Source organism: Centipeda infelix ATCC 43532, assembly GCF_000234095.1.
Taxonomy (GTDB): domain Bacteria; phylum Bacillota; class Negativicutes; order Selenomonadales; family Selenomonadaceae; genus Centipeda; species Centipeda infelix.
This window is the reverse complement of the sequence record NZ_JH376798.1, coordinates 413,393-427,094: the sequence shown is the minus strand read 5'-3', so window position 1 is coordinate 427,094 and position 13,702 is coordinate 413,393. Positions and strand designations below refer to the sequence as shown.

Annotated in this window: 8 protein-coding genes; 4 read left to right on the top strand and 4 right to left on the bottom strand. The window is 60.6% G+C overall.

What is annotated here, in order from left to right:
• The first annotated feature begins 15 nt into the window (after window positions 1-15).
• The 4 genes from HMPREF9334_RS05170 to aepY all read left to right on the top strand — a co-directional run bounded on the left by HMPREF9334_RS05170 (window position 16) and on the right by aepY (window position 7,701).
• Window positions 16-2,127 (top strand): sulfatase-like hydrolase/transferase, encoded by a 2,112-nt coding sequence (locus HMPREF9334_RS05170; RefSeq protein ID WP_006692448.1) that lies wholly within the window; start codon window positions 16-18, stop codon window positions 2,125-2,127.
• Complete coding sequence (locus tag HMPREF9334_RS05165) at window positions 2,128-4,257, top strand: sulfatase-like hydrolase/transferase (RefSeq protein WP_006692447.1); 2,130 nt, start codon at window positions 2,128-2,130, stop codon at window positions 4,255-4,257. It begins immediately after the preceding gene.
• A gap of 70 nt (window positions 4,258-4,327) precedes the next feature.
• Window positions 4,328-6,481 (top strand): sulfatase-like hydrolase/transferase, encoded by a 2,154-nt coding sequence (locus HMPREF9334_RS05160; protein WP_006692446.1) that lies wholly within the window; start codon window positions 4,328-4,330, stop codon window positions 6,479-6,481.
• Between the two features lie 104 nt (window positions 6,482-6,585).
• Window positions 6,586-7,701: a phosphonopyruvate decarboxylase gene (gene aepY, locus HMPREF9334_RS05155; RefSeq protein WP_006692445.1), complete on the top strand. Its 1,116-nt coding sequence runs from the start codon at window positions 6,586-6,588 to the stop codon at window positions 7,699-7,701.
• A gap of 99 nt (window positions 7,702-7,800) precedes the next feature.
• Here aepY and csaB read toward each other — a convergent pair whose 3' ends face one another.
• From csaB to prfB, 4 genes are all read right to left on the bottom strand, one after another.
• The gene (gene csaB / locus HMPREF9334_RS05150; protein WP_006692444.1) at window positions 7,801-8,898 is read right to left on the bottom strand and encodes a polysaccharide pyruvyl transferase CsaB; all 1,098 of its coding nucleotides are present in this window, start codon (window positions 8,896-8,898) and stop codon (window positions 7,801-7,803) included.
• Window positions 8,899-9,410: 512 nt separating this feature from the next.
• Window positions 9,411-11,462: a DUF5693 family protein gene (locus HMPREF9334_RS05145; protein WP_006692443.1), complete on the bottom strand. Its 2,052-nt coding sequence runs from the start codon at window positions 11,460-11,462 to the stop codon at window positions 9,411-9,413.
• Window positions 11,463-11,851: 389 nt separating this feature from the next.
• Window positions 11,852-12,526 carry a hypothetical protein gene (locus HMPREF9334_RS05140; protein ID WP_006692442.1) on the bottom strand — a complete coding sequence of 225 codons (675 nt, stop codon included), beginning with the start codon at window positions 12,524-12,526 and terminating at the stop codon, window positions 11,852-11,854.
• Window positions 12,527-12,566: 40 nt separating this feature from the next.
• Entirely contained in the window at window positions 12,567-13,673 is a 1,107-nt protein-coding gene (prfB, locus tag HMPREF9334_RS05135; protein WP_006692441.1) for a peptide chain release factor 2, read from the bottom strand.
• Window positions 13,674-13,702: the final 29 nt, after the last annotated feature.

Below are 13,702 nucleotides of genomic sequence, written 5' to 3'. Positions count from 1 at the left end.
GAGGGAAGGGACATCATGACAGACGATTGCCGTACATTTTGGCAAAACAACGGCCGCGCCTATACGCTCTTTCAAGAGCTTTTGATACGCATGGAACGCGATGCCTATGACGAGGAATATCTCGCCCTCCTCGCCGCCTATCGGGAGGCGGGCGGTGATGCGGTGCACGCCGATGTCTTTGCAGCACACTATCTCCTCGCAAACGGCGATGCGGAGGCGGCTGCCCTCTGCGGCGAACGTGCCTTCCGCACCCGCCCCATCGAGTACGCCGCATGGCAGGTGCTCGCGCGTGCCTATATGGCACAGGGGCGCTATGCGGACGCGCTCATCATGCAGGCGTACATGGCAAAGCTGCTCGAACGCCCGCTCACAGCCGAGGGCATTCCTCCGGAGGTATTCACCGACGAGCTCCTTGACCGTCTCTCCGTCGCGATGGGCAAGGCGGGCTTTGCCCCGATCGCCGTATCCCGTATGTCCTACAGCGCGGAGCAAGGGCTGACGGCTGAGAGCACATCGTTCATGGGCGAGTTTCTCCCGCAAAGCACCTCGGATCTCCCGCCGTACTATGTCGGTGTCTACACGGAGCAGGAGCAGCAGGGGAATAAGGCATGGCTGCTCTATAACATCCGCCATGCGAAGGATTTCGCCTACTATCTCGGCGGAGACTTCACGTTCGACCTCATCCGCGGCGAACGTGCCCCCGGCAAGGCAGAGATTCATCTTGCCCCGGGGCAGAGCGCCGTCCTGCCCGTGCTCGGTACAATTGACTTCCAGCAGCTGCGGGTAAAGACGCAGAGTCTCGATAAGGAAACGCCGCTTACCATCGCAACCCCGAACTTTTTCCGCCTCGCAGAGCCGACGGAGTTCTCATCCGATCACAACTTCATCGTCGGTACACCGATCACGGTCGGACACAGTCCCGCACGCCGTCCGCTCGTGCTGAACATCCTCGCCGATGCCCTCCCATGGGCAATCGTGCGCGAACACTTTGCCGAATGGATGCCGAACACGGCGCGCTTCTTTGCACGCGGCACGGTCTTCGATCAGCATTTCTCCGTTGCGGAGTACACCCATCCATCGCTTCCAAGCATTGAGACGGGAATGTATCAGCATCACAGTCAGATCGTTACAAATAACGCCGCTGCCGTCCCGCTGCGACAGGAGTTCGTCACGCTGGCCGAGCGTATGCGTACCCTCGGCTATGCGACGTCAAATCTCATGGGCGATGGCATTGGGGTCTACAACGAGGTGACGCGCGGCTATGATCGGCTCATCGTCACAGGCTACCGTCTGCATACCTATGAGGGCGTCGAGCGGACAATTCGCCATCTCGAAGGACTGCGCGACACGGATCAGTTTATCTTTCTGCACATACAGGATATTCACCCGTGGCCGTATCCGCTCTTTCAGATCACATCAAGTGTACAGGCGCGTCTGCCGCTTGCCGCGCGTCTCTCGGGCGCGGCGGGCAGCGAGCCGAGCCCCTATCTGCGCCGCACGGATCTGAGCATGGAGGTCTGCCGTCAGGGCATCCGCGACCTCGACCGTGCGCTGGGTGCACTCTACCGCTATCTGGAGAAGCACTACAGCCCTGAGGAGTATCTCGTGAATATCTACTCCGACCACGGCGTTCCCGTCTTCAGTGAACACCACTACATTGTCAGCCCCGATCTGACCCATGCGGCGTGGATGATGCGCGGGGCAGGGGTCCCCGAGGGCGTGGTCGCGGATGAGCTGACGAGTGCGGTCGATATCTACCCGACGCTCGGTGCCCTCTGCGGTTTTCCCGTGGATGACGATGTGGACGGCGTGCTGCCGCAGCTCTTCGGCGGTGTGGGACGCGAGATCGCGTTCAGCAACTCGCTCTATCCGACCAAGAGCTACTGTCTGCGCGCACGCGCAAAAACGCACACATTCCATCTTGAGACAGGCATCCCAGTTCTGCCGAACGGGACGGTGGATGTCGCACACGCATCTTCCGCCATCTATCCACGCGAACACGAGGGCGAAACGGGCTATGAGGTGGACAGCGCAGAGCTGCGTGCATTCTTCTACCCGCGCGTGCGCGAATTCCTGCGCGGCATCGGAAACAACGGGGAGGCATTCCCCACACCGAAGGAGCTATAAATGAACAACGATTTGACGGTTTTCTGGCACAATAACGAACGCTCCTGTGCACTGTTCCGCGATCTCCTCGACCGCGCAGAGCAGAGTGCCTTTGACGACGACTTCCTGGCGCAGCTTGCGGCATACAGGGAAGAGACAACAGACACGGCACACGCGGATCTCTTTGCCGCACAGTATCTCCTCCATCACGGCGATGCGGAGACCGCCATTGTATGTGCAGAACGCGCCTACCGCACGCGCCCGATTCAGGCGACTCTCTGGGCCGTACTCAGACGTGCCTATGAGGCGGTCGACCGCTGGGCAGATGCGCTCATCATGCAGGGCTATGCGGCAAAGCTCTATGAGGTCCCATTCGATGTGGCGCACTACTCGCCGGAGGTGTTCACCGAGGAGGTGCTGGACCGCCTGTCGGTCGCACTGTCCCGCCCCTCGTTCGCCCCGATTGCCGTCCGTGCTTCCTACGATCCCGAAAAGGGGATCACGACGGAGGACAGCGTATTCGCGGGCGAGTTTCTCCCCGTTGCACCCCACATAATGCCGCCGCTTTATGTGGGGGTTCACGCGGAGAAGGGATTTCAGGGAGACAAGGCATGGCAGCTGAATGTGCTGAGCCGTTCATACGGTGTCGCCTACTTTGGCGCGGGAGATTTTGTCTTTGACCTCATGCGCTGTCAGCGCACGGGTGGGGCGGCACACGTCACAATCCCACCAAATGAGGAGGCAGTACTCCCCGTGATCGGCACAGTGCTGCCCGCACTCGGCATACGTCCGCCGCAGCGGCTGCACGTACGCACATCTGCAGTCAACACATCAGGCTGGCTGAACGTGGCGACACCGAACTTCTTTCGCCTGAATGAGGAAACGGAGCTCTCCTCAGAGCAAAACTTCCTCGTGGGGCAGCCGATCCCCGTGGGGCGCAAGTCCGAACGGCCCCGTCTCGTGCTGAATATCCTCGCCGATGCCCTTCCATGGCAGGTACTGCGCACACACTTTGCCGAGGAGATGCCGCGTACGGCACGCTTTTTTGCGGAGGGTCTGATCTTCGATCAGCATTTCTCGGTTGCAGAGTACACAACGCCCTCCTTTGCCTCCATCGAGACGGGAATGTATCCCCACCGCAGTCAACTCTTTAACAACAAGATCGCCATTCCCCTACGCGAGGAGTATGTAACGCTCTCGGAGCGCATGCGCGATGCAGGCTATCTGACCTCGAATCTGATGGATGTCGGTGAGGGTATCTATACAGGAGCTGCGCGCGGCTATGACCGCTGCATCACATCCCCGTACCGTCAGGCAAACTACGAGGGGGTCGAGCGCGTCATCCGCCATCTCGACGGGATGGGTGATGCACAGAATTTCATCCTCATCCACTCCTCCGATGTGCACCCATGGCCCTCACCGAGCTTCCAATACCCGACGGCGGCGCAGGCACGTCTCCCACTCGCTGCGCGCATGACGGAGCCGACAGGTCCTGTTCCGAGCCCCTATCTGCTGCCCAGCCCGCTGAATCAGGAGGCATACCGCCTCGGTATGCGCGATCTCGATCGATCGCTCGGGGTGCTCTTCGACTATATTGAGGAGCACTATGCCCCCGATGAGTACATTGTGAATCTCTACTCCGACCACGGGGTCTCCATCTTCAGCCCACATCCCTACATTGTCGACCCATACCTCACAGGTGCATCATGGATGATGCGCGGAGCGGGCATCCCACGCGGGGTATATACGAACGAGCTGACCAGCCCCGTGGATATCTACAGTACGCTCGGGCATCTGCTTGGCTTCTCCGTCGACAGCTACATCGACGGCGTACTTCCGCGTGCGTTCGGCGGGCAGGGTCGTGACATCACGTTCAGCAACTCGCATTTCCCGACGAAGCCTTACTTCCTCGCGGCACGCTCCGCCGCGCACGTGCTCTGTCTTGAGACGGAGGAGCCTGTGGCGATGGACGGCACCGTGGATATCGCAAAGGCAAAGGTCGCGATCTATCCGCGTGAACATGAGCATGAAGCGGGCTATGAAGTGGACAGCCCTGAGCTCCGCGCGTTCTTCTACCCGCGCGTACGCGAATTCTTGCAGCGAATTGCAAGCAATGGCGAGGTCTTCCCCGAGCCGAGCGTGAAAGCATAACGTCCCGTTATGTCGATGCGGAGGGGGTGAAACGCTGATGGAACACCGAAACGAGGGAGTGAATCTCACAATGCAGGACGATTTCGCGGTATTCTGGTGCAATGACACGCATTCCTCCGCACTCTTTTACGATCTCTTGGCGCGTGCGGAGCGACGTGCGTTTGACGACGACTTCCTCGCCGTACTTGCCGCCTATCGGGCGGCTGCGCCCGAGAGCGAGCGTGCGGATATCTTCGCGGCGTACTATCTCCTGCATCACGCAGAGACAGAGGCGGCGTGCGTATGCGCGGAACGTGCCTATGCCCGCCGTCCCGTGAACTACGAGATCTGGAAACTCCTCGCAGCGATCTATGCACAACTGGATCGCCCCGTCGATGCCCTCGCAATGCATGGCTACGCCTACGGGCTGTACCTCGCTCCCGAGATTCCCACAGACCTCCTGCAGCGCGGCGGCACGGAGGGGCTCAGCCGTCTCTCTGCCGCAGTGGGGCTTGGCATGGGTGCACCGATGGTCCAGACACGGGCGATCCTCACGGCGGGAAATGACCTCCAATTCATCCCCGATGCCTTTGTCGGCGAGTACCTCCCGCTGCCCCCGCCCGAAGGCCGTGCACGACACTGGGTCGGTGCCTATGTCGAGGGCGGTTTTCTCTCGGACAAGAGTGCACTCATTGAGCAGGTACGGCATACAGAGATGTTCGTGGACCGAATGCAGCGCGATTTCCCGTTCCAACTCCAACGCGCACAGGAGGTGCGCGGCGCGGTACGCATTGACGTGCCCGCAGGCGCGGAGGTCGTCCTCCCCGTTGCGGGGACGGAGCACCTGCAGGAGCTGCGCTTTACAAGCGAGTATACGGCACCCGCCGCCGCATACCTTGGCAAATGGGCGTTCAGCCATTTCCGCCTTGCGGAAACAACCACACTCACACCGACGAGCGACGCCCCCTATGCGGTCGGCACACCAATTCGTCTCGGCCACAGCCCTCTGCGGCGCAAGCTCGTACTGAACATCCTCGTGGACGGGCTGTCGTGGAATGTGGCACGCACGCGCTTCCCGGAATGTATGCCGAACATCGCACGCTTCTTCGCACGCGGGACGATCTTCGATCAACATTTCTCCACCTCGGAGTGCACCTTTCCCGCCCTGCCCGTCATCGAGACGGGCCGCTGGCCCCATCACACGCAGGTCTTTAACGAGCGCAACAGCCATGGGATGTCCCCTGCGATCCGAACACTCTCGGAGTGTATGTTGGATCTCGGCTACTACGCCGCCGCGCCGATGGCGACGAGCGACAGTGTCTACTGTGGGGCGATGCGCGGCTATGATATGCTGAATGTGACCTCGTGGAAGCAGCCTTCGGCAGAGGCGGTTGACCGTGCGATCATGCAGATCGAGGCACTCGATGAGGCGGATCAGTTTCTCTTTCTGCACATCTCCGATGTACACCCGTGGAATGCAAAGGGGCTCAAATTTCTGCCGCGCGTGGAGACGCATCTGCCGCTCTCCGACCGCCTCTTCGAACTGGACGAGCGCATCGCGAGCGTCCGTCTGCCGCGTCTCACAATCTATCAGGAGCAGTTCTGGCAGAGCCTGCGCCACGTCGACCGCAACATCGGATATCTCCTCTCCTATATCGAGGAGCATTTCACCGCAGACGAATACATTGTAAGCCTCTACTCCGACCATGGGAACTCGGTGTTCTCCGCGCCGAAGGGCGGTGTGATCGATGTCATCGGCGAGGACTCGGCGCGTACCGCCTGGATGATGCGCGGCGCGGGCATCCCGCAGGGAGTGACTGCGGACGAGCTGACAAGCATTGCGGATATCTATGCGACCCTCGGTGCGCTCACGGGCTTCCCTGTCGCCGCTGATATTGACGGCAATCTCCCCGCTGTCTTTGGCGGCACTGCACGCGACGCCGTACCGAGCATATCCATCTATCCGGGACAAACGTGCAAGCTCGCCCTGCGTACGCATGACTACACCCTGCGCGTTGAGACGCGGGAGGTTGTCGACGAGGATGGAACGGTCGACTTCGCGGGAGCAGCGGCCGCGATCTATCCCCGCGCCCACGAGCTCGAGGAGGGCTATGAACTGGACAGCCCCGAACTGCGTGCGTTCTTCTACCCGCGTGCACGCGAAATCGTACGTACGATTGCAAACAACGGCGAGTTCTGGCCCGCGATGCGCGCGGCGCGTCCGCAGTGGTTTGGGAAGGAGTAGGATGCAAGGCTCCCAAAGCCTCCCCTGCCGCAGCGGGGAGGTGGCGACGGTGGGGGCGCTTTGGACGTATGGGCACATATAATGGATAAGAGCAAGGAGCTTCTATGAACGTAAATGAACTAATTTCAGCCCTCGGCACAGAGTTCTTCACGGGCGTCCCCGACTCGAAGCTGCGCCCGCTCGTCGACTATCTCATGGATACGTACGGCGCGCACAGTGCCACACACGTCATTGCAGTGAACGAGGGCAGCGCGGCGGCACTCGCGGCGGGTTATCACCTCGCGACGGGTAAGACGCCGCTCGTATACCTCCAGAACAGCGGGCTCGGCAACATCGTCAACCCGCTGCTCTCCCTGCTGCACAGTGAGGTCTACGGCATCCCGTGTATCTTCGTCATCGGCTGGCGCGGCGAGCCGGATCTGCACGACGAGCCGCAGCACCTCGTACAGGGACGGCTCACACTCCCTCTCCTTGAAACAATGGGCGTGAAAACAATGGTGCTGACGCGTGAAAGCACCCCCATCGAGGCTGCGGCTTGGATGAAAGAAATCCGTCCCCACCTTGAACGCGGTGGACAGTGCGCCCTCCTCGTGCGCGACGGTGCGCTCACATATCCGAAACGAAAGTATACGAACGTCTACGCGCTGCGCCGCGAGGACGCAATCGCACACATTCTCGATGCGGCAGGAGATGCCGTCATCGTCGCGACCACGGGCAAGACGGGACGCGAGCTGTTCGAGCTGCGCGAGGCTCGCGGCGAGGATCACGCACATGACTTCCTCACCGTCGGCTCGATGGGGCACGCCTCCGCACTTGCACTCGGCATCGCCCTCCACCGCCCGCAGCGGCGTGTGGTGATCCTCGACGGTGACGGTGCGGCACTCATGCACATGGGCGCACTCACGACCATCGGTGCAGCCGCCCCAAAGAACCTCGTGCACATCCTCCTCAACAACGAGGCGCATGAGAGCGTCGGCGGCGCACCGACGGCAGCGGGCAGCGTCAACCTCCCCGCCGTCGCCGCAAACGTCGGCTACCATGTTCTGCCGACGGCAGAAACGGCGGAGGAGCTCTCGCGCACCCTCGCACATCTGCACGATACCGATACACTTACCTTCCTTGAGGTACGCACCGCCATCGGCTCACGTGCGGATCTTGGGCGGCCGACCACCACGCCGCTTGAGAATAAAGAGGCATTGATGCGCACCCTGCACGGATAACACAGCCATTGACAAATACACGAAAAGCCGAATTCGTTCACAAGAGCGAATTCGGCTTTTGAATTTTAGGAGGCACTGATAAATCCAGCCACGTCATCATCAAGATTTTCCCCGCACAAGCCCCATTGCAAGCTCTGCGTTGCGTGCGGCGAGGGTGCGCATCTGCGCGAGGAGGTCGGCGTTTGCCATCGTGAATTCGTGACGTGCACCCCATTTGCGGCGCACCTCCTTGAGGACGCTCGCGGTGGTGATATCCTGCAGGTCATTGACGGGCTTCTCACCAATGGAGCGCAGGAAGCGGTCGACCTTCGGGTCATACGAGATGCCGATCATGGGCACGCCCATGACCCCCGCGAAGATCAGGGCGTGCAGGCGTACACCGATCATCAGATCCATGTTCGCGACGAGGGAGAGCAGTTCGCTCGTGCTGTACTCGTCCGCGAGAACGGTGCACTCCTCGCGCGTCCATGCGGCGACGGTCTTTGCCGTGCGCACGTCCTCGGGATACTGCATGGGGAGGAAGACGACGCGCGCGTCCAGTTCGCGCACAATGGCATCGCTGATCTCGGCAAGGATTTCCTTGTAGTGCTGCCAACCCTGCCAGTCGCGCACGGAGATGCCGACGACGGGCTTTGCACCGTCCGCTCCATAGCGGCTGAGGATGGTGCGCCCCGCATCCCGTCCGACGGGATGAATGCCGAGCACGGGGTCTGCCGTGCACTCCATCGGCGGACGTGTGATGCCGAGCCGGCGCAGCTCCGCCATCGAGCCCTCGTCACGCACGGTGATAAGGGAGACGCGGTTGCCAAGCCAGCGCATACAGCGGCAGGCAAAACGCCCCGTAACGGGACCGATGCCCTGCGCATACAGCATGACCTTTTTGCCGAGCATGAGCGCGAGCAGGATGATGCCCATGTAGTAGTAGAGGCTGCGGCGGCTCGTGACGTTCTGGAGGAGGCTGCCGCCGCCGCTGATGAGAAGGTCGGTGCGGCGCAGTGTCCCGAGGATGCCGCCCACGTCAAAGGAACCGACGGCGTGCACACCGTGTCGGCGTTCGGTGTCGGCGGGGTCGGCACTAATGACGGTGATATGAAGTTCCGGGTCCAAATCCGCGAGTACCTCGAGCATCGCCGCAAGCATGGCTTCGTCGCCTGCGTTCTTCGCGCCGTAGTACCCCGATACAACGATCCGCTTCATCGGGTGAAATGCCCTCCGTTTCCCATTCCTATGATTGCTTCCCCCGTTCGCAACGGGGGAGCGGTCAACCTCTTCCAATCACACTTCGCCTTTCGGCTTGTGTTCTTGGGAGGTTTTCCCATACGACCTGTTACCCGCTCAGCTGCGCCCTTCAGGCTTGCTTCTCGGACAGGTCAGTAAGTGCCGAGCAACGCGAGGCGATAGGGGCGCCAGTACCCCATGCCGCTTTCTCACGACAGAAATGCTCTGCCGCTCAAAGCGCCCCCACCGGCTCACTATGTTCGCCACCTCCCCCGTGTCGCACGGGGGAGGCTTTTGTTCCGCCGTAATCGCAGCCATGCAGTACTCCGTAGCAAACCCTAGTGGAGCGAGCGGAAGAGAGGGCACGTTATGCCCCCGGCGTACTTCTTTCGTTCAAGCGAAGCGCGTTTAAGAAGTGCGCCGGTATTTAGGCAAATAAGCACGCGATCACTTGCGCAACTAAGCGTTCGCGAAGAGCACGCATGAAAACGCTATCCTTCCCTTTTCACGCGCTCCAAGAGATGATTCCATGCCGCGACAAGTGCCACGAGCACGGCGCCGATTGCGCCGCCGAAGCAAACCCCGCCGATGCCGCGCACAAGCGACATTTCCACAGGAGTTCTCATATGTGCAAAGGTCTCGACCATCGACCCCTGTCCGATGGTCGCGGCAAGCACGAGCCCGAAGATGATCCACGTCCGCCACCGCCGCGCCGCCCCATAGAACGCAAGCAGGAAGGCGGGGTGTCCGATCATGAATTCCTTCGTGCGCGGACGCGCGTAAAAGAGCTGCTCCAGTGCTGCACGCATCTTGAGCTCGATGCCGGGCACGGGCATCCCCGAGGTGTGCCCGCTCCGCAGAACGAGCACAACGAGTGCGCCGATCAGCACGAGTCCGCCGAGGAGCGAGCCAACGCGCACGGGGGTCGCCATGATCTCCCGCAGCTGCCCGAGCACGCCCGCCGAGGCATCGAACTGCCCATCAAAAATGTCGAACCGCTGCATGAATGCGACAGCGACAAGGAGCATCGGCAGGACAAACGTGAGCTTGATCCCACGGAAAATGTCGAACTCAAGGAGATAACGCGTATCCGTGAGTGCTCCCGAGAGATAGGATGCACCAATCATGGAGAGCGAACTTGTGATGCCGAGCAGTACCAGCCCGGCGACGAGGACGCGCCACGTCGGCGCATTTTTCTGGAACCGCCGTCCGCGCAGGAGATCGAGCAGTGCGACGATGGCGAGCGTCGGAAAGAGGTTTGCGCTCGCAAGTGCCGCGACAACACGCACCTTGCTGCCCGCGCCGATCAGGATCGGCATCATCGTGATGAGTGCCGCCACGACAAAGAGGAGCAGAACCGCCTTTCTCCGTCGGTTCAGCGCAGGGATGATGAGTGAGAGGTAGAGCACGCCCGCCGCCGCAACGCCCATGATGACAAGTGCGCGCAGGATGGAGGGCGGCGCGTAGGAGGCAAACATACCCGCCCGCCCGATGGTGAAGCCATGCGCCTCAAGCGCGGCACGTGTGTCTGCGAAGTACTTCATATTCGTCTCAAGGAGGCTCATCCCGGGCGCGGGCTCCTCGTAGATGCGCAGGAGGTTGATGCGGATGTTCCGCTCCTCGTCCGTTGTCACCCAACGCTCGACAGCGGCATCGATCTTGAGCTTTTTCAGTTCGTCCTTCGGGATGGAGTAAAGACGCGCAACGCGGTCGTAGCCAACGCCCTTCGCGATCTCGTCCATGCCCTGCTGACGGTAAAACTGCAGCTGGGTCACACCCTCGATCAGCCCAAGCGGGAGACGACGCGCGTTCATCTCGTCGATCGTCGCCTGGAGTGCCTTCGGTGCGCCGAGCGTCTCCTGTCCCGAGAATACAATGTCCGACACCGCGATGCCATCCATGCGGGAGAACACGGCATGCACATCCTCGGGCGTGCAGTCGTGATAGTTCGAAGGACGTGCGAGCACGTCGAAGCCCGCTGCATTGACAGCACGCATCTCGTCAGACGGCAGCCCGATGTTGCGCTTCTCAAACGCCTCGTAGTAATCCTTGACCGCGAGGACCTCGTCCGTGCCGACCGTATACACGGTGACACGCGTCGGTCCAAAGCGGCGGAAGAGATCCTCCTTCAGCTCGGCATAGGTCACGGGGTCATGCGAGACGACGTAGATCTCTGTGCCGACGATCTTGCCTTCCTCTACCAATGTACGCCAGCGCGGATCGGTGAGTGTGCCCGTGTGATAGGCGGCGAGGAGATCCGCGCCCTGGACGGCGTTTGCCTTGCCGTTTTTGTTGAATTTTTCAAAGGTCGTCTCGTAGACGGCGAGCGAGGTAATCCCCGCCTCCTTCGCGCGGGCGAGCACCTGCTCAGCAGGCAGTCCCTCGCGTGCGGCGAGTTCCAACAGCCCCTCGTAGTCGATGGCGAGTTCCACCGTGCGGGACTTCTCCTCGACGGCATGACGTTCCATCCCGATGAGGAGGCTCGCGATGAATCCGATGAGGATTGCCGCGAGCAGAATCGGATGATAGTGAAATTTCTTCATGTATGATTCCTTATCCAACCGCTATCCTTGATACGAATCGGTCGGGATCGTGTTGTGAATGAAAGGAACTTTTGCTGTGCGATGCTCCGTAGCAAACCCTAGTGAAGCAAGCGGAAGAGAGGTGCTGACCTGTCCAAGAAGCAAGTCCCCAGGACGCAGCTGATTGGGAAACAGGTCGTATGGGAAAACGTCCCAAGAACACGAGCGTTAGCGACGTGTGATTGGTTGACGTTGACCGCTCACGTTCTGTCCCCTGCGGATTTTAACCGTTCAAGCGAAGCGCGTTTGGAATCCGCAGGTATTTAGACAGATAAGTGCCCGACCGCTTGCGCAACGAGGGTTCTGCGAGGAGCACGCACAGTATAAGCTATTTCAGCATACGAGTCTTATTATTTCCCCGCCGTGAGGATCACCACGTCGTCCTTTTCCTCGACGGTCTCAAATGCAAGACCAAACGGGACGTTGTCGGCACGCGCAACCAGCACATCGGGGAACAGCCCGTCGAGACTGAGGGCGTTCAGCCCCATCCCGCGCGCGCTGATGCGCCGCGCCTTGTAGTAGAGGTCGCCGCTCTCAATGATGAAGCTGCCCTCAATCGACACCTCGAAGGTCTGCCCGAACGCACGCGTCTTTGCCGTCGCGAGGATGCTGTCGGGGTGTACGGTGACAGCGACATCGCTGAACTTGTCCGCTGCACTCGTGATGAGCTCGCGGATCGCGTCTGCATCCACCACACCGCGCATTTCGATGTGCTCCGCTCCGGTGAGGATCAGCTCCTGCTTCGAGAGAAGCGTCCCCATATCAAAGCGCAAGTTCGTCCCCGTGACGGTCAGCTCGCGCACAAACACCTTGCCGATGCGCCCCTCTCGGATCACACCGTCGAGTGCGCCGATCTCACCAAAGACGAGGCGCGGACTGTCGATGATCGACAGCTGCACATCCTGCGCGCCTGTGCGTTCGCGCAGTCCGTCCGTCACCATTGTCGTGACCGCATACGGCAGCGCAAAGATGCCGCACACAATGCTCATGACAATCGCGAGGACGACGGCAGATACTTTCCACATGATGAACTCCTTAGGGAAACGCCGATAAGTTCAGCGATTCTTAAATCTCGTGATTTGCCTTGGCGTTCAGATACGCGCGGATGAAGGGGTCAATATCCCCGTCCATGACCGCCTGTACGTTGCCCGTCTCGGCGTTCGTGCGCACGTCCTTCACCATCGTATACGGCTGGAACACATAGGAGCGGATCTGGCTGCCCCACTCGATCTTCTGCTGTACGCCCTCGAGTTTGGCGATCTCCTCTTCTTTCTTCTCCTGCTCCAGTTCAAACAGCTTTGCACGGAGCATCTTGAGACACTGCTCCTTGTTCTGCAGCTGTGACCGCTCGTTCTGGCACTGCACGACAATGCCCGTCGGCTCATGCGTCATGCGCACAGCGGACGAAGTCTTGTTGATGTGCTGCCCGCCCGCACCGCTCGCACGGAAATAGTCAACGCGCACATCGTCCATATTGATGGGAACTTCCACAGCATCGTCAATTTCCGGCATAACATCGCACGCAGAGAACGACGTGTGCCGCCGTGCCTGCGAGTCAAACGGTGAGATGCGGACGAGGCGATGAACCCCCTTCTCGGACTTTAGGAAGCCGTAGGCGTTGTGCCCCTTGATAAAGAGGGTTGCGGACTTCACGCCCGCCTCCTCGCCCGGCTGCAGGTCGGCGGTATCGACGGTAAAGCCGTGCCGCTCCGCCCAGCGTCCGTACATCCGCAGGAGCATCTGCGTCCAGTCCTGCGCCTCCGTGCCGCCCGCGCCCGCGTGGAGCGTGAGAATCGCGTCGTTCGCGTCGTACTCGCCCGAGAGCAGCACCTCAAGCCGGAGCGTCTCAAGGCCCTCGGCGATGAGGTCCAGCTCCGCGCGGATGTCGCCCTCCATCGACGGGTCGCTTTCCTCGATGCCCATCTCGTAGAGCGTCTCGGCATCCTCGTACTTCGCCATCAGATCGCGGTAGGTATCCACGCCGCCCTTCAGCGCGGCGAGCTCCTGATTCAGCTTCTGCGCTGCCACCGCATCGTCCCAAAAGGACGGCTCGCTCATCTTATACTCGAGCTCGGCGATCTTCTCCTCCTTCGCGGGGATCTCCAGAGAGATGCGCATCTGATCGAGCTTCTCGCCCAGATCATTCAGTATCGGTTTCAGATCTTCCAGCATTGTTTTTTCCTTAAAATGTAAATCCCTGT

Coding starts and splice junctions, on each gene's coding strand:
- HMPREF9334_RS05140 (WP_006692442.1), bottom strand. CDS start 12,526: ATGTGGAAAGTATCTGCCGTCGTCCTCGCGATTGTCATGAGCATTGTG.
- aepY (WP_006692445.1), top strand. CDS start 6,586: ATGAACGTAAATGAACTAATTTCAGCCCTCGGCACAGAGTTCTTCACG.
- HMPREF9334_RS05170 (WP_006692448.1), top strand. CDS start 16: ATGACAGACGATTGCCGTACATTTTGGCAAAACAACGGCCGCGCCTAT.
- csaB (WP_006692444.1), bottom strand. CDS start 8,898: ATGAAGCGGATCGTTGTATCGGGGTACTACGGCGCGAAGAACGCAGGC.
- HMPREF9334_RS05160 (WP_006692446.1), top strand. CDS start 4,328: ATGCAGGACGATTTCGCGGTATTCTGGTGCAATGACACGCATTCCTCC.
- prfB (WP_006692441.1), bottom strand. CDS start 13,673: ATGCTGGAAGATCTGAAACCGATACTGAATGATCTGGGCGAGAAGCTC.
- HMPREF9334_RS05165 (WP_006692447.1), top strand. CDS start 2,128: ATGAACAACGATTTGACGGTTTTCTGGCACAATAACGAACGCTCCTGT.
- HMPREF9334_RS05145 (WP_006692443.1), bottom strand. CDS start 11,462: ATGAAGAAATTTCACTATCATCCGATTCTGCTCGCGGCAATCCTCATC.